18 protein-coding genes and 1 riboswitch are annotated in these 24,306 nt (G+C 34.3%); of the genes, 15 read left to right on the forward strand and 3 right to left on the reverse strand.

Translation table 11 applies throughout. The features are described from left to right. Positions 1-10: 10 nt before the first annotated feature. The 3 genes from MST30_RS08075 to MST30_RS08085 all read left to right on the forward strand — a co-directional run bounded on the left by MST30_RS08075 (position 11) and on the right by MST30_RS08085 (position 4,626). Complete coding sequence (locus tag MST30_RS08075; protein WP_243470911.1) at positions 11-838, forward strand: GLPGLI family protein; 828 nt, start codon at positions 11-13, stop codon at positions 836-838. Between the two features lie 112 nt (positions 839-950). Further along, a complete protein-coding gene (locus tag MST30_RS08080; protein WP_243470912.1) occupies positions 951-1,847 on the forward strand; it encodes a GLPGLI family protein in 897 nt (298 codons plus the stop codon). Positions 1,848-1,866: 19 nt separating this feature from the next. Then, positions 1,867-4,626, forward strand: a complete 2,760-nt coding sequence (locus MST30_RS08085) for a carboxypeptidase regulatory-like domain-containing protein (RefSeq protein WP_243470913.1) — start codon at positions 1,867-1,869, stop codon at positions 4,624-4,626. Between the two features lie 58 nt (positions 4,627-4,684). Here MST30_RS08085 and MST30_RS08090 read toward each other — a convergent pair whose 3' ends face one another. Both MST30_RS08090 and metK read right to left on the reverse strand, forming a co-directional pair. Next, complete coding sequence (locus MST30_RS08090; protein WP_243470914.1) at positions 4,685-6,505, reverse strand: carboxypeptidase-like regulatory domain-containing protein; 1,821 nt, start codon at positions 6,503-6,505, stop codon at positions 4,685-4,687. A 148-nt stretch (positions 6,506-6,653) separates the two neighbouring features. After that, a complete protein-coding gene (metK, locus tag MST30_RS08095) occupies positions 6,654-7,907 on the reverse strand; it encodes a methionine adenosyltransferase (protein ID WP_243470915.1) in 1,254 nt (417 codons plus the stop codon). Positions 7,908-8,303: 396 nt separating this feature from the next. Next, positions 8,304-8,428: riboswitch (SAM riboswitch) on the forward strand. Between the two features lie 121 nt (positions 8,429-8,549). Here metK and MST30_RS08100 point away from each other — a divergent pair. The 9 genes from MST30_RS08100 to MST30_RS08140 all read left to right on the forward strand — a co-directional run bounded on the left by MST30_RS08100 (position 8,550) and on the right by MST30_RS08140 (position 20,107). Further along, complete coding sequence (locus MST30_RS08100; protein WP_243470916.1) at positions 8,550-9,842, forward strand: O-acetylhomoserine aminocarboxypropyltransferase/cysteine synthase family protein; 1,293 nt, start codon at positions 8,550-8,552, stop codon at positions 9,840-9,842. Between the two features lie 95 nt (positions 9,843-9,937). Then, complete coding sequence (locus tag MST30_RS08105; protein WP_243470917.1) at positions 9,938-10,954, forward strand: alpha/beta fold hydrolase; 1,017 nt, start codon at positions 9,938-9,940, stop codon at positions 10,952-10,954. Beyond that, positions 10,917-11,999 (forward strand): homoserine dehydrogenase family protein, encoded by a 1,083-nt coding sequence (locus tag MST30_RS08110; RefSeq protein ID WP_243470918.1) that lies wholly within the window; start codon positions 10,917-10,919, stop codon positions 11,997-11,999. Before MST30_RS08105 ends, MST30_RS08110 begins: the two co-directional genes overlap by 38 nt. Further along, positions 11,992-13,173, forward strand: coding sequence for a trans-sulfuration enzyme family protein (locus MST30_RS08115; protein WP_243470919.1), 1,182 nt, complete (start codon positions 11,992-11,994; stop codon positions 13,171-13,173). The genes MST30_RS08110 and MST30_RS08115 overlap by 8 nt, the downstream gene beginning before the upstream one ends. Further along, positions 13,173-14,174 carry a homocysteine S-methyltransferase family protein gene (locus MST30_RS08120; RefSeq protein ID WP_243470920.1) on the forward strand — a complete coding sequence of 334 codons (1,002 nt, stop codon included), beginning with the start codon at positions 13,173-13,175 and terminating at the stop codon, positions 14,172-14,174. Before MST30_RS08115 ends, MST30_RS08120 begins: the two co-directional genes overlap by 1 nt. After that, positions 14,174-16,903: a methionine synthase gene (gene metH / locus MST30_RS08125; protein WP_243470921.1), complete on the forward strand. Its 2,730-nt coding sequence runs from the start codon at positions 14,174-14,176 to the stop codon at positions 16,901-16,903. The genes MST30_RS08120 and metH overlap by 1 nt, the downstream gene beginning before the upstream one ends. Before the next feature lie 161 nt (positions 16,904-17,064). Beyond that, complete coding sequence (gene metF, locus MST30_RS08130) at positions 17,065-18,021, forward strand: methylenetetrahydrofolate reductase [NAD(P)H] (protein WP_243470922.1); 957 nt, start codon at positions 17,065-17,067, stop codon at positions 18,019-18,021. Positions 18,022-18,272: 251 nt separating this feature from the next. Beyond that, positions 18,273-19,367 (forward strand): acyloxyacyl hydrolase, encoded by a 1,095-nt coding sequence (locus tag MST30_RS08135; protein WP_243470923.1) that lies wholly within the window; start codon positions 18,273-18,275, stop codon positions 19,365-19,367. Beyond that, a complete protein-coding gene (locus MST30_RS08140; RefSeq protein WP_243470924.1) occupies positions 19,364-20,107 on the forward strand; it encodes a head GIN domain-containing protein in 744 nt (247 codons plus the stop codon). Before MST30_RS08135 ends, MST30_RS08140 begins: the two co-directional genes overlap by 4 nt. A 201-nt stretch (positions 20,108-20,308) precedes the next feature. Here MST30_RS08140 and gldA read toward each other — a convergent pair whose 3' ends face one another. After that, a complete protein-coding gene (gldA, locus tag MST30_RS08145) occupies positions 20,309-21,202 on the reverse strand; it encodes a gliding motility-associated ABC transporter ATP-binding subunit GldA (protein ID WP_243470925.1) in 894 nt (297 codons plus the stop codon). 279 nt (positions 21,203-21,481) lie between these two features. On the opposite strand from gldA, the gene MST30_RS08150 reads away from it, so the two are divergent. From MST30_RS08150 to MST30_RS08160, 3 genes are read left to right on the forward strand one after another with little or no spacing between them, the layout of a single operon-like run. Next, entirely contained in the window at positions 21,482-22,309 is an 828-nt protein-coding gene (locus tag MST30_RS08150) for a prephenate dehydratase (RefSeq protein WP_243470926.1), read from the forward strand. Further along, a complete protein-coding gene (locus MST30_RS08155; RefSeq protein ID WP_243470927.1) occupies positions 22,306-23,448 on the forward strand; it encodes a pyridoxal phosphate-dependent aminotransferase in 1,143 nt (380 codons plus the stop codon). Before MST30_RS08150 ends, MST30_RS08155 begins: the two co-directional genes overlap by 4 nt. A gap of 4 nt (positions 23,449-23,452) precedes the next feature. After that, positions 23,453-24,304, forward strand: coding sequence for a prephenate dehydrogenase (locus tag MST30_RS08160; protein ID WP_243470928.1), 852 nt, complete (start codon positions 23,453-23,455; stop codon positions 24,302-24,304). Positions 24,305-24,306 lie beyond the last annotated feature (2 nt).

Genomic DNA, 24,306 nt, shown 5'->3' on the forward strand with positions numbered 1-24,306 from the left:
AGTTTTAGTTTTGACATTAACAGCTGTATTTACGGCTGTTAATGCTCAAGAATTTCAAGGTGTTGCAACATATAAAACACAAAGACAAGTAGATATTAAGTTAGACAGCACTAAGATGAATGATGAAATGCAGCAAAAAATGCTGGAAATGATGAAAAAACAATTTCAAAAGACCTTTACCCTTAACTTTAACAAAGAGGAATCTATATACAAGCAAGAAGAAGAATTAGATAAGCCTAATGTTGGTATGGGAGATGGATTTCAGTTTGTCTCTATTGGTGATGGAGGTGGCTCCGATGTATTGTATAAAAATACAAAAGAACAAAGGTATGCTGAACAGGTTGACACTTTTGGAAAAATATTTCTTGTAAAGGATGATATAGAAAAAACAGAATGGGTGTTAGGTTCTGAAACTAAATATATTGGGGAATATCAATGCTATAAAGCAACTTATACTAAGATGATTGAAAAACCAAGAGTAGTATATAATAGTAATGATGATGAAAAAATAGAGGATAAAGAGCCTGAGATGGAAGAACGTATCGTTACAGCTTGGTACACGCCTCAGATTCCTATTAATAATGGTCCTGATAATTATCAAGGACTACCAGGTTTAATTTTAGAAGTCCATGATGGCAAATTAACTATTGTATGCAGTAAAATTGTGCTTAACCCAAAAGATAAGGTCGAAATTAAGGAACCTGAGAAAGGAAAAGAAGTTAACCGAGAGAAGTACGAAGAAATTATGGAAAAAAAATCCAAGGAGATGATGGAGAGATTCAGGCCAAGAAAAGGAAGAGACAACGGCGAAACCATCGAGATACGTATAGGCGGTTAAATCATTAACATAAGTTTAACGCAATTAAATTTAACAAATAGCATCTAAAGAGGTCTAAGTAACTGCTTAGAACAATAAATTTACATTTGTTAATCAAGATTAAACTTATAAAATGAAAAATTCACTTCAAATTTTTGCATCTCTAGTTTTACTATGTTTTTGCACAATTTCATTTGCTCAAAAAGACTTTCAGGGAAAAGCATATTACATGTCTAAGACCACAATGGATTTAGATCAATGGGGAGGAAGAGAAATGACTCCTGAACAAAAAAAGCGTATCGAAGAGCGCATGAAAAGCTTTTTGGAAAAAGAATATATCTTAACCTTTAATAAAGAAGAATCTATATACAAGGAAGACGAAAAATTAGAAGCTCCGGGTTCAGGTGGGCGTTTTGGAGGGTTTGCAAGTAGTTTTACTGGAGGGCCAAAATATAAAAACGTAAAATCTAAGGAGTTGCTACAAGATCAGGAGTTCTTTGGAAAGCAGTTTTTAATTAAAGACGAGTTAAAGTCTTTAGAGTGGAAAATGGGAACTGAAACCAAGCAAATAGGTCAGTATACATGCTTTAAAGCAACAGCTACAAAAACTGTTGATGAGTTTGACTGGAGAAGCATGAGACGTCGAGGAGATACAGACGAAGACAAGAAAGAAGCTGAAAAGAAAAACGACTCTTTAAAAAAGGATAACGACCCAATGAATGAGATTGAAGTACCAAAAACTATTGAGGTAGTTGCATGGTATACTCCACAAGTGCCAATCAATCAAGGGCCAGACGATTATTGGGGTTTGCCAGGTTTAATCTTAGAAATTAATGCAGATAGAACGACCATTCTATGTACTAAGATAGTTATGAATCCTGAAGAAAAAGAAGAGATAGAAAAACCAAAAAAAGGTGATGAGGTAACCAAAGCAGAGTATAACGAAATCATCACTAAGAAAATGCAGGAAATGCGAGAGATGTACGGAGGACGAAGAGGTGATCGTCCAGGAGGAGGAAGAAGACACTAAAATCTAACACAATCAACTTATGAAAAAAATAGTATTGCTACTATGTTTGGTAGCAGCTGGAAGTTCCTTTGCTCAAATTAAAATGCAAGGTGTTGTAAAAGACAGTATTGGTACTCCATTAGAATTGGCAAATGTCATTGCTATAAATCAAGAAACTAATGGTTTAGAGTCTTATGCTGTAACTAATGACAAGGGAAAATACGTTTTGGCTTTAGGCAAAAACGGCAAATACAAAGTGCAGATAAGCTATATAGGTTTAAAGTCTCATGACGAGATTATCACAACAACAGAGGTTGATATTACAAAGGACTTTACCTTAATGCCAGACAATTCTTTAGATGCTGTTGAGTTAACATACGAAATGCCAGTAACTGTAAAAGGAGACACAATTGTTTATAATGCAGATTCGTTTAAAAACGGAAGTGAACGTAAACTTGAAGATGTCCTAGAAAAGTTGCCAGGAGTTGAGATTAATGACGATGGTCAAATTGAAGTTGAAGGTAAAACTGTAAGCAAGCTCATGGTAAACGGAAAAGATTTCTTTGATGGAGATACCAAACTGGCAACTAAAAATATTCCTTCAAATGCAGTAGATAAAGTTCAGGTGCTAAGAAATTATTCAGAAGTTGGGCAGTTAAGTGGAGTGCAAAACAATCAAGATAATGTTGCTATTAACATTAAGCTAAAGGAAGGAAAAGAAAATTTTTGGTTTGGAGATGTTACTGCTGGTACAGGTACTGCTCCTTCACCAAATGACGAACTTTACTTAGTACAACCCAAGTTGTTTTATTATAGTCCAAAGTATAGTATCAACCTAATTGGTGATATGAATAATATTGGAGAGGTAGCGTTAACCAATAGAGATCTTCGTGGCTTTGGTGGTGGATTTCGTATGCCAAGCAGAACTAGTGGAACCAGTATAAATCTTGGTGATAATGGACTTGGCGGTCTAACCAGTATTGCAAACGCACAAGAAGTGGTGACTAAATTGGCATCTGCTAACTTCAGTTACTCGCCTAATAAAGCTTTAGATTTAAGTGGATTTTTAATTTTTAACAGTAGTCGTTTAAGAACCAGAGAAGAGAGCTTTGTTGATTATATCGAAGTAGAAGATGATCCTTCAACTACAGATATAGATGAATCAACAACCATTCCTCCAGATGAAGAAACCGTATCTACTGGTAGAGAGGCAACCAATCAGTTTATTGCAAAGTTGAGTGCTTCTTATAAGCCAAACGTCAATAATCAATTAGATTACGATGTGTTGGCACGTTTATCAGATGATAAAGAGCGTCAGAATTTATTTTCTTCTGTGGTTGGAAATACTAATCAAGTAAATCAAGTAAAGCCATTCAGTATTAATCAAAATTTAAACTATTATTATACGCTTAACGAGAACAATATTTTTGCTTTTGAAGCTCAGCATTTAATCAAAGATGAAGACCCTTTTTACAATGCTATTTTAGATGATGAAAACAATGCTTTTGACAATACAGCAACAGGCTTAGGCTTGGATTTAAATCAGTTGAGTTATGACTTAAACCAAGAAAGACGTGTAAAGAGTAACCAATTAGATGCCAAGGTAGATTATTTCAATATTCTTAATTCTAAAAGTAACATTAACCTTACCTTAGGAACTATATTCAGTAACCAAAAATTTAATTCTAACATCTTTCAGTTTTTAGATGATGGTACACGCTTAAATCCTACACCAACTATAACAAACGAAGGTGAGTTGCTTACTGCAGAAAATGACAATGTAGAGTATCGTTTTAGTGATGTGTATTTAGGTGTACACTATAGATTTAAAACAGGTAAATTTACATTTACACCTGGAGTATCTTTTCATGCGTATAGTAATCAGAATACACAAAATGGAGACACGTTTAAAGATAATTTCTTAAATGTATTACCAGATTTTGAAGCACGTGTCCAGTTTAAAAAGAGCGAGTCTTTGCAGTTTAACTACAACATGACGAATACCTTTACGGATATTACAAATATTGCTGAAGGTTTAGTGCTTAATAATTATAACAGTATACAATATGGTAATCCTGAATTACAGAATGCATTGTCACATAACTTTAGATTGTTTTATAGTAGTTTCAATTTGTTTAATTATACCAATGTATTTGCAGGAGCCAACTACAGCAAAAATGAAGATCAAATACGTGGATTAACCAATTTTGAAAGTGTTATTAGAACAAGTACATTCTTCAACTCGCAGTTTGCAGATGAGAGTGCTTCGGTTTTTGGTAGAGTAGAGCGTACGTTTGGTAAAATTAGAGCACGTATGGGAGCTAATTTTAATTACAGCAAATTAAATCAGTTTATACAAGGAAGACAATCGCTTAATGAAAGCTTTACACAATCCTATTCTCCGGAGTTAAGAACCAACTTTAGAGAAGCACCAAACGTAAGGTTGCGATACAGATATACTGTAAGAGATAACGAGCAAGGTAACAATACTACCAAGTTTATAACCAGAGCGCCATCTATAGAGTTTGATGCTTACATTTGGGATGCCTTAACGTTTGTAACGGAGTTTACTTATAACGAACAAGAAAGCGATGGACAAACACAAGTTTTTAAAACTTGGGATGCATCTTTACGCTACAGAAAAGACAGAGATGCCAAATGGGAATACTCGTTAAGAGCTTCTAATATTTTAGATATAGATTCTAATATTAGTAATGGTGCAGGTACTATTTCAGTATTTAGTTCTGAGACTTTTATACAACCTAGATTTATTACGTTTAGATTGACTTATACTTTATAAAACAAAAAGGGCTTCTCTAAATAACATGAGAAGCCCTTTTTTACTTTATAAATCTATCTTAATTGTCTCTTAAAACATGAACAACTCCGTTTATGCTATGTGCGTTACCATCCCAATCCTCATAAGAGCCACTGAAGTTGATATCAATATACTCACCAACATTGCCTAAAGCAGTGAGGTTGTATGTGATGCTATTGTTTTCATCAGAAACACTTAGACATTCACCAATAAAGAAACCTGTGTCACCTACTGTACCGTTAAAGACATAGTTGTCATAAGTGCCTAAATAATCAGGGTCATTAAGTGCTCCATACATGTAATAACAATTTCCTTGATCATTACTTGATGCAAATATATCTAGTGTTGGCCCAGGATAATTAGGACTTTCTACATAAAAGTTAGCAGAAATATTTTCAAAAATTAAAGTACTCTCACCATCATCTACCGTATATTCTATAAACTCAGTTACGGCATTGCAAGCAGAGATAGTACCAATGTTAGTCAGAGGTGTTGTAAATGTATAACTTATACTATCTGTAACCTGTAAGTTAACGTAGTCACTAGCCTCTATAGCAAACGTGTTATTATCACTACATCTTAAAAGATTAATTTCAAACTCACCATTAGTTACAGCATCAATAAAAGTTTGGTAACCGTAGCTTAATCGTACGTAGCCGTCTGTTACGGCATTACCATCGCAAGTGTTGAAAGTTCCTACTACAGTTTCTTGGATAATATCTGGATTATCAGGTACTGTAACTGTAATACTAGAATCTACAGTAAATGGACCTACAGTTTCTGTGTGTAATGGAGCATCTCCACACATGTCGTAACTATAAACATTAAGAATTAAACTTTCATTACTTGGTACGTAACCGCAAACTTCACCATTCTCATTAGTGTAGCCATAGGTGGTGCCAAATGTTGAGCTAGTAATGGACACTACCATATTTGCTAAAGAAACATTGTCTTCATCTGTTGTAGTAATACAAAGTGTAATAGCCTCTGCAGGAATATCACAATTCCAAAAGCTAAAGTGAGATACTGTACCAACATACATATTACCTTGCAAGGTTGCTTGTCCTTCTTCTTTCCAATAACCATTGACTTCATCAAAATACCAAAGCGGAATGGTAGTAGGAGCTATACTCATTAGACTAGCATCTACAGGGATTTTAATTTCAGAAGTTGAACCTTCAGGTAAATTTAAATCTTCGCCACCAGAACCTCTAAGTTCTACAGCAAGCATACCCAAAGTTTGAAGCATACGCTCTGCACCATTTTCATTTTCAGCATATAACATTCCTGGCATTTGCATTGGCATATCATCATCGGCAGGATCTAAATGATGTAAAATAACATCTACAGAACCATCATAAGTTGAGCCGTCTTCTTTGATGAAATTTCCATCAAAACTTACAGAACTACCATCGGTAGCTGTAACGGTTCCAGAAGAGCCACTTGTTACAGAGCCTACAACTGTAGCTTCTAGCATCATAATGGAGACTTTATTTGTTCCGTTAGAAGGTACAACGCTACGTGAAGCGTGAATATATCCAGCTTTCTCGGCTTTTATATAGCCAAAACGTTGCTTAACTGTAGCTCCGTTAATCATAAAAACACCATTGCTGTCTGTTGTTGCGGTTTCGCTACCGATAGTAATTGTAGCTCCTTCAATAGGATTATGGTTTTTGTCGATAACTGTTCCCAAGAAGTCACGAGAAATTTCATTTCCAAAATATTCAGAAAAGGTGTCTGGAATATTTTCTTGTGGGTCGCTTCCACCTATGCTTTCGTCATCACCAAGGCAAGATGTTACCACAATTAGCGATAATAAAAGTATTAAAATAAGATTTGGGAAGTTTTTAATTCTTTTCATAATGAGTTGATTTAGTTAAAAGTAAGTCTCGGTGAGACGTTGTGTAGATAAAACAATTATAACTCTCAAATTCCTACCTTTCCTTATAAACAAAAAACTCTGACTAAATTAATAATCAGAGTTCTTTAAATTTTATAATGTTTATTCCTTACAAGCCAAATGCAGATTTAACCTTATCTACATAATCGAGCTTTTCCCAAGTAAATAATTCTACTTCTAGAGTTTTTGGCTCTCCATTTAACTTTTCAAAAGTTTTCTTTACAACTTCATTTTGTCTTCCCATGTGTCCATAAGCAGCAGTTTCGCTGTACATTGGTTGACGAAGTTTTAAACGCTCTTCTATTGCAGCTGGTCGCATATCAAAAATTTCAGAAACTTTTTTAGCAATTTCGCCATCTGTAAGATTAAATGGGCAAGTACCATAAGTATCTATAAAAATTCCCATAGGCTCTACAACTCCTATAGCATAAGATACTTGTACTAAAACTTCGTCGCAAACACCTGCAGCAACTAAGTTTTTTGCAATATGTCTTGTTGCGTAAGCAGCACTACGATCTACTTTACTTGGGTCTTTTCCAGAAAATGCTCCACCACCATGTGCTCCTTTTCCACCATAGGTGTCTACTATAATTTTTCTACCTGTTAGACCTGTATCTCCGTGTGGTCCACCTATTACAAATTTACCTGTTGGGTTAATGTGATATTTAATATCATCATTAAATAATGGCTTAATATGGTCTGGTACTTTAGCAATAACACGAGGGATTAAAATCTCAACAATATCTTTTCTGATTTTTGCCAGCATAGCATCATCAGTATCAAAATCATCATGTTGTGTAGATACCACAATAGCATCGATGCGCTGAGGTGTATTATCATCACTATACTCTATAGTTACCTGACTTTTAGAGTCTGGTCTTAAGTACGTAATATCTTTGTTTTCGCGACGAAGCGCTGCTAATTCTTTAAGAATAAGATGAGACAGGTCTAATGCTAAAGGCATGTAGTTATCTGTTTCATTAGTAGCATAACCAAACATCATACCTTGGTCGCCTGCACCTTGTTCTTCTTTACTAGCTCTGTCTACACCTCTGTTAATGTCTTCAGATTGCTCGTGTATTGCAGATATTACTCCACAAGAGTTACCGTCAAACATGTACTCACCTTTTGTGTAGCCAATCTTATTAATTGTGTCTCTTGCAATTTGTTGTACATCGAGATAGGTATTAGACTTTACTTCACCAGCTAGGACTACTTGTCCTGTAGTTACTAAGGTCTCGCAAGCTACCTTAGACTCTGGGTCAAAAGCTAAAAAGTTATCAATTAATGCATCGCTAATTTGGTCTGCAACTTTATCTGGATGTCCTTCTGATACACTCTCAGAAGTAAATAAATATGGCATAAATCCTATATTTTAGTTTATTATTTCGAAAAATATGAGATTGCTTGGTTGCTAGAGAAGTCGTAAACTAACTGCTTTAGCATTTTTGTTCAAACTGAATGGGTTTCAGTTTAAGAGGTTGCAATCAGACAAATTTTTCCTCTTTGTAAATCTTGGCAAAAATAGAGATTAAATTTAAGATAGCGCATCTTGAAATGATAATGAAATCTTAAAATAGTAAAAATGATATCATTTCAGTTTGTTTTTTACCTGGCTCAACAGCAATAAGCATACAGGTTTTGAAATGTTTTTTGGGTTCTGAGTTTTGTTAAATATTTAAAAAATTTTGAAAATTATTTTGAATTTAAATTTTTGTATCGCAATATTTGCACTCACAAAGTTCAAAAACTTACTGAAATGTTATCAAGAAAGGTGGAGGGAATAGACCCTGTGAAGCCTTAGCAACCCTTAGACTTACTAAGAAGGTGCTAAATTCTACTTGAACACGCAAATCATTTCTTGCCAGTTCGGATAGATAACTCAAGACCAATTACTCATCTGTAATTGGCATTTTCTTTATAACATTTTTCTATTAAGTACGCTTCTCAAAGAGGCTTATTTGGCTTTTGGTTTAATTATTTATTAACTCAAAAACTTAGAAAAATGAGTACCCAAAAATTTGCAACAAAAGCGTTGCACGCAGGACACGATGTAAAAAACAATGGCGGAACTAGAGCAGTTCCTATTTACCAAACCACTTCGTATGTATTTGATGATGCTGATGATGCAGCAGGACGTTTTAATCTTTCTGTTCCAGGGTTTATTTATACAAGATTAAATAATCCTACAAACGATATTTTAGAGCAGCGACTTGCTGATCTTGAAGGAGGTATTGGTGCAGTAGCTACAGCATCTGGTACAGCAGCAATTTCAACGACGCTACTAACCTTGTTAAGAGCTGGAGATCACATTGTAGCGTCGAGTAGCTTGTATGGAGGAACGTATAATCTGTTGAGCGTAACTCTGCCAAGACATGGTATAACAACTACATTCGTAGATCCTTCAAATCCGGAAAACTTTAAAAATGCTACTCAAGAAAATACCAGAGTATTTTTTGTTGAGTCTCTTGGAAATCCAAAGTTAGACGTTTTAGATATTGAAGCAATTTCTAATGAAGCCAAAGCATTCAAGGTGCCATTAATTGTAGATAATACAGTTGCTACGCCTTATTTATTAAACCCAATTGAATATGGTGCTAATATTGTAATTCACTCGCTAACAAAGTACATCAACGGCAACGGAACTTCTCTTGGTGGTGTAATTATAGATGCAGGTACATTTGATTGGACTAACGGAAAATTCCCTGAATTTACGGAGCCTTCACCTGGTTACCACGGCTTAGTATATAGTGAAGCTCTTGGGTCATCAGCCTTTATTGCAAAGATTAGAGTCGAAGGTTTAAGAGACTATGGTGGTGCATTAAGTCCTTTTAATGCATTTCAAATCATTCAAGGGTTAGAAACTTTGGAATTACGTATAAAAAAGCATAGTGAAAATGCACTTCAGCTTGCAAAATGGCTACAAGAACAACCGGAAGTTACATGGGTAAATTATCCTGGTTTAGAAACTAGTAAATACAAAGTTCTGGCAAAAAAATACTTACCAAAAGGACAAAGTGGTATTGTAACTTTTGGAGTTGATGGTGGCTATGATGCTGCAAAAATTGTGGCAGATAAAACAAAATTATTTTCATTATTAGCAAATATTGGAGATACAAAATCACTAATAATTCATCCTGCAAGCACAACGCATCAGCAATTAAGCGATGAGGCACAAGAAAGCACAGGAGTTACAAAAGACCTTATAAGATTATCAGTTGGTCTTGAAAATATAGAAGACCTAAAAGCCGACTTAAAGGAAGCTTTTCAATTGGTAAAAACCCCACAATTAGTTTAATCTCTTTTTGTATAGTGTTGTTTAATCAGACTGAGTGAATTTTTTCACTCGTTTGATTTTGAAATCATGATTGAAGAATCAAAAGAAATGTAATTATGAGTGTTCTCAAATTTATAGAACTAGATCATTTTGAGTTGTGCAGTGGCAGAAACATTAGCCTTAGATTGTCGTATCAGTTATTTGGAAAGCCATTAGGAAACAATCCAATAGTATTGGTAAATCATGCCTTAACAGGAAATTCGCAAGTTACAGGTGAAAATGGTTGGTGGAATGATGTTGTCGGTAGGGGTAAGGTTATAGATACTGAAATCTATACGGTTTTAGCGTTTAACTGCCCAGGAAATGGTTATGGTGGTATAGAAGAGTCTTTTTTAAAGTATTATAAAGAGTTTACAGCAAGAGATATTGCGCGTATTTTTTCTGAAGGATTAAATCGTTTAAATATTAGTGCTTTATATGCTATCGTTGGCGCATCTGTTGGAGGTGGTATTACTTGGGAGTTGGCAGCATTACGACCAAATTTGGCAGAATATGTAATACCAATAGCTACAGACTGGAAATCTACAGACTGGGTAATTGGTAATTGTTTTATTCAAGATGAAATTTTAAATCATTCCTCTCAACCTTTGTTTGATGCCAGATTGCATGCTATGACGTTTTACAGAACGCCAGAATCTTTTGCTTCAAAATTCAAAAGAGAAAAACAACGAAAAGATGCTTTTAAAATTGAAACTTGGTTAGAGCATCATGGAGAAAAACTAGAAGAAAGATTTGAGTTGTCAGCTTACAAAATGATGAATCAAATTTTAAAAACTATTGATATTACACAAGGTAGAGGCACGTTTACCGAAGTGGCAAAACATATTGCTTCTCACATTCATATTATAACAATTAATTCAGATTTACTATTTAAATCAGATGAAAACTGGAACACGTTTGTAGAGCTAAAATCCGCAAAAGAAAACGTTACTATAGGTGAACTAAAATCTAATGATGGCCACGATGCTTTTTTAATAGAGTATCAGCAACTTATTAAGCTATTAAAACCAGTTTTTAATTTAAAATTAAAAAAGCATGACAACGATACATCTTGCCATATTCGGAATTGGTAATGTAGGTTCTACGTTAATAAATCAAATTCAGAATATCAAGTCAAAATTACTAACCGAACAAGGATTAGATATACAAATACCAGTTATTACAAACTCGACTTTAGTATTTTTTTCAAATGATATTAATGGGCAATGGGAAGTAGATTTTGAAAATTTTTCCGAACCTTACAATGTAGAAGATATTATTCGTCATTTTAAAGCATTAAATGTAGAAAATGCTATTGCTGTAGATGCAACTGCTAGTGCCGATTTTGTAGAACATTACGAGACATTAATAGAAAACGGGTTTCATGTTGTCTCTGCCAACAAGGTGGCTAACACGCTGAGTTATGACTATTATGAATATTTAAGAGCGCTTTTAAAAGAAAACAACAAAAAGTTTCTTTACGAAACCAATGTTGGCGCAGGCTTACCAATTATTGAAACCATAAAAAACTTACATCAGTCTGGTGAAAAGGTTGAAAAAATAAAAGGTGTGTTCTCAGGCTCATTAAGCTACATTTTTAATCAGTTTTCAGAAGGATCTTTGCCATTTGACCAAGTGTTAAATGATGCGGTAAGTCAAGGTTTAACAGAGCCAGATCCTAGGGAGGATTTATCAGGAAAAGATGTTGCCAGAAAATTACTGATTTTAGCTAGAGAACTCGGTTCTAATGCAGAATTAAATGATGTAAAAATTGAATCTCTAGTGCCAAAACAGCTGAATGGGACTACAACATTACAAGAGTTTAAACAACGTTCACACGAGTTAAATAGCATTTTTGAAACTAATAGATCTCAGCAAAAAGAAGCATCTGTGTTGCGTTATGTTGGTCAATTAGATGTTTTGAATAATGTTTTAGAAGTAAAATTAATATCAGAACCAAAAGCTTCACCTTTAGGACAGTTAAAAGGATCTGACGCTATTTTTGAGATTTACACAGAATCATACAGCTCGCAACCTTTAGTTATACAAGGTGCTGGAGCAGGAGCTCAAGTAACAGCTCGTGGTGTTTTTGGCGATATCTTACGCCTTTCTAATACTTTAATTAAGAAAAATGCATAATAAAACAAGAGCCAAAAATCATATAGAAACAGAAGCAATCCGCACTCAAATAGAGCGCACACAGTTTTTAGAACATTCTAACCCTTTGTATCTAACATCGAGTTATATTTTTGAAGATGCTGAAGATATGCGCGCCTCTTTTGCAGACGAAAAAGAGCGTAATATCTATAGTCGATATAGCAATCCTAACAGCTCTGAATTTGTCGAAAAAATATGCCAAATGGAAGGTGCCGAACGTGGCTATGCATTTGCAACTGTTATGTCTGCTGTGTTTTCAACATTTGCTGCACTCTTGGATTCAGGTGATCATATTGTGTCTTGCCAAAGTATTTTTGGTTCTACTCAGACTTTGTTTAATAACATTCTTCCTAAGTGGAATATTTCAACAAGTTACTTTAGAATCAATGAAATTGAACGTATTGAAAGTTTAATTCAGCCTAACACAAAAATTCTTTATGCTGAGAGCCCAACAAACCCAGCTGTTGATATACTAGATTTAGAACTTTTAGGAGATATTGCTAAAAAACATAATCTCATTTTTATTGTAGATAATTGCTTTGCAACTCCCTATTTACAACAACCCATTAAGTTTGGTGCGCATCTGGTCATTCATTCAGCAACAAAACTTATTGATGGACAAGGTAGAGTTCTTGGTGGCGTAACTGTTGGTAACGCTGAGCTTATTCAAAAAATCTATTTGTTTTCAAGAAATACTGGTCCGGCGCTTTCACCTTTCAATGCTTGGATTTTATCAAAAAGCCTAGAAACCTTGCCTGTAAGAGTAGAAAAACATTGTGATAACGCATTGAAAATAGCTGAGTTTTTAGAAAATCATGACAAGGTAAACTTTGTAAAATATCCCTTTCTGAAATCTCATCCTCAACATGAATTAGCAAAAAAACAAATGAAATTCGGTGGTAGTATTGTCGCTTTTGAAATAAAGGGAGGCATTGATGCTGGTAGAAACTTTTTAAACAGTATAAAACTCTTATCGCTATCTGCTAATTTAGGAGATACAAGGAGTATTGTTACTCATCCTGCATCAACAACGCATGCTAAGTTATCCGAGGAAGATCGCCTAAAAACAGGTATTTCAGGTGGATTAATACGTGTTTCTGTTGGGTTAGAACATGTCGAAGATATTATTAACGATTTAAAACAAGCTTTGAAGTAATGCCAAACATAAAAGAAGAAATACAAAAACGAATTTTAGTGCTAGATGGTGCAATGGGTACCATGCTTCAGCAATATAAATTCACAGAAGAAGATTTTCGTGGCGAGCGATTTAAAGATTATCCAACGCCATTAAAAGGTAATAACGATTTGCTGTCTTTAACGCAACCAGAAGCAATTGCTGAAGTACACAGAAAATATTTTGAAGCTGGTGCAGATATCGTTGAAACCAATACATTTTCAGGAACATCAATTGCTATGGCAGACTACCAAATGGAAAATTTGGTTTACGAATTAAATTTTGAATCCGCTAAAATAGCCAAACAAGTTGCGGAAGAATTTACTAAGCAAAACCCTGAAAAACCTCGCTTTGTAGCTGGTAGTATCGGTCCAACAAACCGTACTGCAAGCTTAAGTCCAGATGTAAACAGACCAGAATTTCGTGCTATTACTTTCGAAGAATTGCGAGTAGCCTATAAAGAGCAAGTTGAAGCTTTAATAGATGGAGGCGTAGATGTTTTGTTAGTCGAAACTATTTTTGATACGCTTAACGCGAAAGCAGCATTATTCGCTATAGAAGAAGTAAAAGAAGAACGAGATATTGATATTCCAATTATGGTGTCTGGAACAATAACAGATGCTTCTGGTAGAACATTATCAGGGCAAACGGTAGAAGCTTTTTTAACTTCAGTATCTCATATTCTATTGTTAAGTGTTGGTTTTAATTGTGCATTAGGTGCAGAACAATTGCAGCCGTATTTAAAACGCTTGTCTGATAAAACCGAATTCCATACTTCTGCACATCCAAACGCTGGATTACCAAACGCTTTTGGTGAATATGACCAATCACCAGAACAGATGCAACAACTTATAGAAAACTATCTAAAGGATGACTTAATCAATATTATTGGTGGTTGTTGTGGCACAAGTCCTGCACACATTAAAGCTATTGCCGAAGTTGCTAGTAAATATGAACCAAGAAAAGTATTTGTTGAAGCCTAATGAAAGAAAGTGACTGTAAAAAATACTTACAACTATCAGGTCTTGAACCTTTAATCGTTACACCAGAAAGTAATTTTATAAATGTTGGTGAGCGCACAAACGTAACAGGCTCGCGTAAATTTTTACGATTAATTAAAGAAGAAAAATATGATGAAGCACTTGATGTGGCAAGAGAACAAGTTGAAGGCGGTGCGCAAATCATAGATGTTAATATGGATGAAGGTATGTTAGATGGCGTTTACGCCATGACTACCTTTTTAAATTTAATAGCTTCGGAACCTGATATTGCACGCGTCCCAATTATGATTGATAGTTCAAAATGGGAAATCATTGAAGCTGGTTTGCAAGTCGTTCAAGGGAAATCAGTTGTGAATTCCATTAGTTTAAAAGAAGGTGAAACTGAATTTATCCGTCAAGCAAAACGCATTAAACGTTATGGTGCAGCAGTCATTGTGATGGCTTTTGATGAGGTTGGTCAGGCAGATACCTTTGATAGACGCATCCAAATCTGTGAGCGTTCCTATAAAATATTAGTGGACATTGTTCACTTTCCACCTCAAGATATAATCTTCGATCCTAACATTTTTCCTGTGGCGACAGGTATGGAAGAACACCGAAAAAATGCACTCGATTTTTTCAATGCGACTAAGTGGATTCGAGAAAATTTACCACACGCAAACGTATCTGGTGGCGTTAGTAATGTTTCGTTTTCTTTCAGAGGAAACAATACGGTAAGAGAAGCGATGCATTCTGCTTTTCTTTACCATGCCATTAAAAACGGAATGAATATGGGTATTGTTAACCCAACCATGTTAGAGGTTTATGATGAAATTCCGAAAGAATTACTAGAGCGTGTTGAGGATGTGCTATTAGACCGACGTGATGATGCAACTGAAAGATTATTAGACTACGCCGAAACTGTAAAAGGCGATAAAAAAGAAGCCGATAACACGATTCAAGAATGGCGAAATGAAGCTTTACAAAACCGAATTACCCACGCTTTAGTAAAAGGTATTGATACTTTTATTATTGAAGATGTTGAAGAAGCACGACAATTCGTCAATGCACCAATAGAAGTTATTGAAGGTCATTTAATGAATGGTATGAATGTAGTTGGAGACTTATTTGGAAGCGGAAAAATGTTTTTGCCTCAAGTGGTAAAATCTGCGCGAGTAATGAAAAAAGCTGTAGCCTATCTTCAACCATTTATTGAAGCTGAAAAAGATGGCAAACAAGAGTTTGCAGGAAGAATATTAATGGCAACCGTAAAAGGTGACGTTCATGATATTGGGAAGAATATTGTAAGCGTTGTTTTAGGCTGTAATAATTTCGAAATTATTGATTTAGGCGTTATGGTTCCGCCAGAAAAAATCATAGAAACGGCAAAAAAAGAAAACGTAGATATTATTGGATTAAGCGGATTAATAACACCATCGTTGGATGAAATGGTAACCATTTCAAAAGAAATGGAAAAACAAAATTTCAAGATTCCATTAATGGTTGGTGGCGCGACAACATCCAAAGCACATTCGGCTGTAAAAATTGCGCCACATTACAGTAACACGGTTATTCATGTTAATGATGCATCACGTGCAGTAACGGTTGTTGGTGATTTGTTACAGAAAGACAACCAAATATTTAAAGCGCAAATTAGAGAAGAATATAATTTGTTTAGAGAAAAATTTCTAAACAGAACCAAGCAAAAAGAATATATTTCTATTGAAGAAGCGCGACAAAAAAAGTTTAAAATCGATTGGAATACTACTGAAATTGTAAAGCCAAAGCAATTAGGAATTCAAGATTTTCAAGATTTTGACATCACACTTTTAAATGACTATATCGATTGGTCGCCATTTTTTAGAAGTTGGGATTTACATGGTAAATTTCCTGAGATTTTAGAAGATGAAGTGGTTGGTAAACAAGCTTCTGAATTGTATAAAGATGCCAAAGTCTTGCTTCAAAAAGTGTTTGATGAAAAACTACTGAAAGCAAAAGCTGTATTTGGGTTATTTCCTGCAAATTCAGTTAACGATGATGATATTGAGGTGATAATCGAAGATTGTCATGATGAACTTGATTCAGCATCTAAAAAAGATTTCGACTGCACTCAATCTGACACAGCAAAATTCCTAACACTGCGACAGCAATTAAAAAAGCGAGAAAGTGTTCCAAATTTTGCATTAGCCGATTTTATTGCGCCAAAAGAGAGTAGAATTCAAGATTACATCGGTTGTTTTTGCGTGACTACAGGTTTTGGAACCGAGCAATTAGCTAAAGAATTTGAAGCGAATCACGACGATTATAATTCAATAATGATTAAAGCGTTAGCCGACAGATTAGCTGAAGCTTTTGCAGAGTATTTGCACCAAAAAGTACGTACAGATTTTTGGGGTTATGCATCTAATGAAAACCTAAGCAATCAAGAGTTGATTAAAGAAGCATATAAAGGTATTCGTCCAGCGCCAGGTTATCCAGCTTGTCCAGATCATTTAGAGAAACAAACCATTTGGGACATTTTAAAAGTTGAAGAAATCATTGGTGTAAAATTAACCGAAAGTCTTGCCATGTGGCCAGCAGCGAGTGTAAGTGGTTATTATTTTGCAAATCCAGAAGCTAAATATTTTGGTTTAGGAAAAATCACTGAAGATCAATTAGAAGATTACGCCAAACGAAGAGACATTAGCAAAGAAGATGCTGAAAAATGGTTAAGCCCAAACTTGGCAGATTAGCTTGCGTTAGCGATTGCAGTGACATCCTTTTTTGAGGAACGAGAAAAAGATATAACGAAAAGCGCGACCTGATAGGGTAACGCTAAAAGAATAATTACAAATAAATGAGATTCCCACTTTCGTGAGGATTTATAAAGATACCTGCTTTTGCAGGCATTAGTATGAAAGTAACAGAACACATAAAAAACGCCAACGGAAAAACCTTGTTATCGTTTGAGATTTTACCGCCTTTAAAAGGGCAACATATCCAATCTATTTTTGATAATATTGATCCGTTAATGGAGTTTAATCCTCCATTTATTGATGTTACATATCATAGAGAAGAGTACACGTATAAAGACGTAGGGAATGGGTTGCTTAGGAAACAAATTGTAAAGAAGAGACCAGGAACCGTTGGTATTTGTGCTGCCATAAAGAACAAATACAATGTGGATGCTATTCCTCATATTTTATGTGGAGGATTTACAAAAGAGGATACTGAGAATTTCTTAATAGATCTAGATTTCTTAGGTATCGATAATGTTATGGCTTTGCGCGGAGATGCTGTTAAAAGTGAGACTTATTTTAAACCCGAAAAAGATGGACACGCTTATGCTAGTGATTTGGTGTCTCAAATTGAAGATCTTAATAATGGAAAATATTTAGACGAAGAATTGCTCAATACTTGCGCTACTAACTTTTGTATTGGTGTTGGTGCATATCCTGAAAAACATATGGAAGCGCCAAGTTTAGATAGTGATATTCACTTCCTAAAAAAGAAAATAAAGAATGGAGCGACCTACATTGTAACCCAAATGTTTTTTGATAATAAAAAATATTTCGATTTTGTAGATAAATGCCGAAAAGAAGGGATTACAGTGCCAATTATTCCAGGGTTAAAACCTATTGCAACCAAAAAACAGTTGAATTTAATTCCGCATCGTTTCCATGTAGATTTACCAGAAGATTTAATTATTGAAGTGGTAAAATGCAAAGACAATGCTGCTGTAAGACAAGTTGGAATTGAGTGGTGTATTGAGCAATCTAAGGAACTTCAGAATGCAGGAATACCAACATTGCATTACTATTCTATGGGTAAAAGCGAAAATATTAAAGCCATTGCTTCAGAAGTATTTTAAAGAAATTTCTTTGCTTACATAAGGATAACATTAATGCTATAGAATAATGATTTCTTAACTTTTTGTTGCTGTCTTGCTAAAATTTACAAGCGTGATATTACAGAAATTTGCACCAAAACCAAATCACATGAAAAAGTATAAATTAGAAGTCGGTTTTGCGTTAAAGTTAATGGCAATAACAGTGTTATCTTTAGTAGCAACCTTGTTTTTAAATTAATTATTCTGTTACTTTTGCCAGTAACCAATTTTTTATGAAGTACTGGCTTACAGTTTTTACATTTTTGTTTGGATTATTGTTGTTTTCTCAAAATAATAATAACTCAAATTCATACTTAGATGTCAATTATTTCTCAGGAAATATTGCACTTCACAATAACGATATTCTTCATCTTATTAAAGGACATCCAGAAGGTGTTATTCTAAGCTGGAATAAAAAAACCTTTGGAGAGGAAGCCTGGCAACAGCGATTCAATTATCCAGATTATGGAGCATCGTTTATTTATCAAGATTTAAAGAATGATGTACTAGGGGAAAATTATGGGCTCTATGCGCATTACAATTTTTACTTTTTCAAACGCAACCTTATGTTTAGGATTGGGCAAGGTATTGCCTATAATACCAATCCGTATGACAAAGTAGATAATCATAAGAATATAGCTTTTGGATCGAGGTTGCTAAGTTCTACTTATGTGATGCTTAATTATAAAAAAGAGCGAATTTTTAATCGTTTCGGTTTACAAGGAGGTCTGTCTTTGGTGCATTATTCAAATGCTAATGTAAAGGCGCCAAACACAAGTGTTAATTCTATGACGCTAAATTTGGGTTTAACCTATAATTTAGATGAAGAAGATGCTGAGTATATAGATAATCTAAGCGATGAAAAATTCACCGAACGTATTAAGTATAATATAGCTTTTAGAAGTGGCATTAACCAAAGCGATATTATAGGTAGTGGGCAATATCCCTTTTATATTTTGTCGGCTTATGCTGATAAGAGACTTGGTCATGTCAGTGCTATTCAGTTTGGAGTAGATGTTTTCTTTTCAAACTTTTTAAAAGAGCTGATTTACTATCAATCGGTGTCTTTTCCTGAATTAGACGTTACTGGAGATGAAGATTATAAACGTGTGGGACTATTTGTGGGTCATGAGTTGTTTATCAATAAAATGTCAATAGAATCTCAAGTAGGATACTATGTATATTATCCTTATGATTTTGAAGGTAGAATGTACTTAAGAATTGGTTTAAAACGCTATTTTGGTAAGAAGTTATTTGGAGCCATAACCTTAAAATCTCATGGAGCAAAGGCTGAAGCTGTTGAATTTGGAATCGGAGTAAGATTATGAAAAGACTAATTTATTTATGTGCGTTTCTCATATTTGCTTGCAATAGCGAAGATGCTAACGATTGCTTTCAAACATCAGGTTTAATCATTCAACAAGACGTTGATGTTGTAGACTTTGAAAGAATTTTAGTCAATAGAGATATAGAATTAATCATAACTGAAGCACCAGAATATAAAGTTATTATTGAAACAGGTGAGAATTTAATCAACGATGTAGAAGTTGAAGTTATTGGTAATAGATTAGTCCTTACAGATAATAATAATTGTAATTATGTAAGAGATTATGGCATCACAAAGATTTATGTTGAAGCTCCAAACCTTACAGAAATAAGAACATCATCTCAGTATGAAGTGTCATCAAACGGTATATTGACCTATCCGATTTTGAGATTACTCTCAGAAGATTTTAATGAAGCTGTTGATTTTACCGTTGGTGATTTTAGGTTATCTATAAATTCAGAAAGTTTACATATCACCTCAAATAATATTTCATCCTTTTATATTGATGGTGAAGTAGATGACTTGTTTGTTGGTTTTTTCTCTGGTTCTGGGCGTTTTGAAGGTGAAAATTTAATCGCTCAAAATGTAGATGTTAATCACAGAGGTAGTAATGATATGATTGTAAATCCGCAATCATCACTCACAGGAATATTACGAGGAACAGGAAATGTTATTTCAGTAAACGAGCCACCAATTGTAGATGTAGAACGTATTTATACTGGGCAGTTGTTTTTTGATTAGCTAAGGTTTACGATTATTACTATTGTTAAAACAATTACAAATAATCCAAGCCACCTATTCCATCCTTCTTGTAAAATAGTTGTAAAAGATTTTTTGCCTAAATAAAAAAGCCATTTAAAAGTAGCACCAAGATATTTTAAGATATTAGGCAGTGCCTCAATAAATATATTACTTAGAAATTCTAAAAAAACTTCCAAAATTTTAACTCGTCAATTCCCTAAACAAACTCTCTAAACTTGCATTTTTTTGGTTAAGCTGAAGAATTTTCAATTCGTTATCATGTGCAAAATCAAAAACATGAGAACGCATATCTTCTTTGGTTGAGAATGTTATTTCGTAAATAAAATCGTGCACATTTTTTACGTTATTTACTTTAGGTAAACGTTGTAGAAAAGCATCTTCAACACGATAGTCAAACTCAACTATAATAACCTGTTCTTGGCCTTCTCTTAAATCTTTAAGGTACTTATCAGCAACAACTTCGCCTTTGTTTATAATTATAACACGATCACACATGGCTTCAACCTCTTGCATAATATGGGTTGATAAAAACACCGTTTTTTCTTTACCAATGTTTTTAATGAGGTTTCTAATATCTACCAGCTGGTTAGGATCCAAACCGGTTGTTGGCTCATCTAAAATTAGGACTTCAGGATTATGTAATAAGGCATTAGCTAACCCAACGCGTTGTCTGTAACCTTTAGAAAGTTGTCCTATTTTTTTATGCGCTTCTGGAGTCAGTCCAGTCAGCTCAATGACTTCGTCTATTCTAGATTTTGTAGTACCGTAAACATTAGCATTAAAGTTGAGATACTCTTTTACATAAAGATCTATGTAAAGTGGATTGTGTTCTGGTAAGTAACCTACACTTTTTTGAACCCCTTTTTTATCTTGAGAAACATCAAAGCCATTCACTTTAGCAGAACCTTCTGACGCTTCAATATATGTTGTGAGAATCTTCATCATTGTAGACTTTCCGGCGCCATTTGGGCCTAAAAAACCAACAATCTCAGCGTCATTCACTTTAAACGAAACATCGTTTAGTGCTTTTTGATCTTTATATAATTTTGAAATGTTATTTACTTCAATAGACATAATCCTGAATATTTAATCAAAAATAGTTAATATCTTAAAGGACACATTATTTATTATAAAATCTTTAAAACTTTAGACCTAATTCAAAAAAGAATGACTAACAATTTTGATTTGTGAAAATATTAATTACATTAGCCACAGAATATTATGATACATATCTCTAAAACATATTATAACTGGTTTTATTTCTTTTTTAACAAAAGAAACGAGGCTTAGTATGTTTTAGTGAATAAAATATAAGTTTAAAAAGTCTCGATTTGTTCGGGACTTTTTTTTGTTATGACAAAACCAATAGCCATACAAGGAATAAAAGGGTCGTTTCATCACGAAGTGGCTCAAAAGTACTTTAGCTCTACAGCAGAAGTTATTGAGTGCATGTCTTTTGATAATGCTGTAGATAATCTATTACAGAAAAGCACGGATACGATGGTAATGGCCTTAGAGAATTCTATAGCAGGTTCCATAATTCCTAATTACGCACTTATAGATAATCATAACTTAAGTATTGTAGGTGAGTATTATTTAGATATTCAACATAATTTATTAGCGTTAAAAGGGGAAGCCTTAGCAACTATTAAGGAAGTGCACTCACATCCAATGGCATTATTACAATGCAAACAGTTCTTTAAGGATTATCCATACATAAAGTTGGTAGAAGCAAAAGATACGGCAGATGTGGCTAAACAAATTGCAGAAGATTCTATTAAAGGAGTCGCAGCTATAGCAAGTAAAAATGCAGCAAGTTTGTATCATTTAGATGTCTTAGCAGAGAGCATACAAACCATAAAACATAACGAAACACGCTTTGTAATTGTTAAGCGAGAAAATAACAACCTTGAACGAAAAGGAATCAATAAGGCATCCTTAAAATTTGAATTGGACCATAAACGTGGTAGTTTAGCTACAATACTCAATGTAATGAGTGATTGTAAACTAAACCTAACTAAAATACAATCCTTGCCAAAAATAGAGACGCCTTGGAAGTATGCCTTCTTTGTAGACGTTACTTTCGATGACTATAAGGACTATGAAAAAGCATACGCGATTATGCAGATTATGGCTGAGAATTTTAAAGTGTTAGGTGAATATAAAAATGCAAAAACATGATTGAAGTAGCCAACCGTTTAAAGCATGTAGAAGAATACTACTTTTCTAAAAAGTTAAGAGAAGTGGCTTTTTTGCAATCTCAAGGAAAACCTATAATTAACCTAGGTATTGGTAGCCCAGATTTAGAGCCGCCTTTTAAAGCGACGATGCTTTTAAAAGATAGCTTGGATGAAGAGGGAGCAAACAAATACCAGAGTTACCAAGGTTTACCAGAGTTAAGAGAAGAGATTGCAAATTTTTATAAAAAGCAATATAAAGTAAACCTGAGTGGTCAAACTGAGGTTTTACCTCTTTTAGGGAGTAAGGAAGGAATTATGCATATCTCTATGGCTTTTTTAAATCCACGTGATGAGGTGTTGATTCCAAATCCAGGTTACCCAACCTATTCAGCGGTAACCAAGTTATTAGAAGCAAAACCAGTTTTTTACGATTTAAAGGAAGATAACCATTGGTTACCAGATTTTGTTGCCTTAGAACGATTAGATTTAAGGAAGGTTAAGATAATGTGGATTAGTTATCCGCACATGCCAACTGGAGCTAATGCACCTAATAAGTTTTATGATGAAGTTATTGCCTTTGGAAGACGACACAATATTTTAATTGTTAATGATAATCCCTATAGTTTTATTCTAAATAAAAAACCAATTAGCATAATGCGCTATAACCATGCAAAAGAAGTTTGCTTAGAGTTAAACTCATTTAGTAAAACCTTTAATATGGCAGGTTGGAGAGTTGGTATGTTGGTGGGTAGTTATGAGCATCTTAGTGCAGTGCTTAAGGTAAAAAGTAATATGGATTCTGGGATGTTTTATGCTGTTCAAAAAGGTGCTATTGAAGCCTTAAAATGTTCAGATATGTGGTTTGTAAGTTTAAATAGTGTTTACGAACAAAGAAGAGAACTTGTTTGGAAACTAGCAGAAGCTTTAAACTGTACCTATGATGAGTATGCAACAGGTATGTTTGTTTGGGCAAAGTTACCTCCACATCTAAAGTCTGAGGAATTTACCGATTTAGTATTAAAAGAACATTCAATATTTATAACACCAGGCACAGTATTTGGGAGCAATGGTGAAGGCTATGTGCGCTTTTCGTTGTGCTCACCAGAAGAAACAATTAAAGAAGCGATAGCGAGAGTTTAGACAGATGAAACATATATTTATCATAGGATTAGGGTTAATTGGTGGAAGTTTTGCCTTAGATATAAAAAGGCATAACCCAGAATGTGTTGTGTATGGTATTGACAAAAGCGAGTCACATTTAGATAAAGCAAAAACTCTAGGTATTATAGATAAAAAGGCTACTTATGAAGATTTAAGTAAAGCAGATGTTGTTATTGTGGCTATTCCTGTAGATGCCACTTTAGAAGTGTTGCCAAAAGTATTAGATCTGGTTTCGGACGAGACCGTTGTGTTTGATGCAGGTTCAACCAAAGAAGATATCTGTCTAAAGGTAAAGAATCATCCTAAACGTAGAAACTTTTTGGCGGCTCATCCTATTGCGGGTACAGAATTTTCAGGTCCAGAGGCAGCAATTCATAATTTATATAACAACAAGACAAATATTATTTGTGAAGTTGAAGAAACGGCATTCAAGCTTCAGGAAAAAGCATTGAAATTGTTTTCGGATTTGGGAATGCGTATTCGATACATGAATCCTAAAGCTCACGACAAACATATAGCCTATGTGTCACATCTATCGCATATAAGCTCTTTTATGTTGGGTAAAACGGTAATAGAAAAAGAGAAAAACGAACGCGATATTTTTGATATGGCAGGCAGTGGTTTTGCAAGTACTGTACGTTTGGCAAAAAGTTCGCCAGCCATGTGGACTCCTATTTTTAAACAAAATAAATCTAATGTTATTGAAACTTTAGATGAGTACATAGAAAACCTAAAACATTTTAAAAAACTGATGCAAGAAGATGATTTTGAATCGGTTTTTAAAGAGATGGAAACCACAAATCATATTAAAGACATTTTAAACGGAATAGAATAAAA

This window comes from Winogradskyella sp. MH6, assembly GCF_022810765.1.
Lineage (GTDB): Bacteria > Bacteroidota > Bacteroidia > Flavobacteriales > Flavobacteriaceae > Winogradskyella.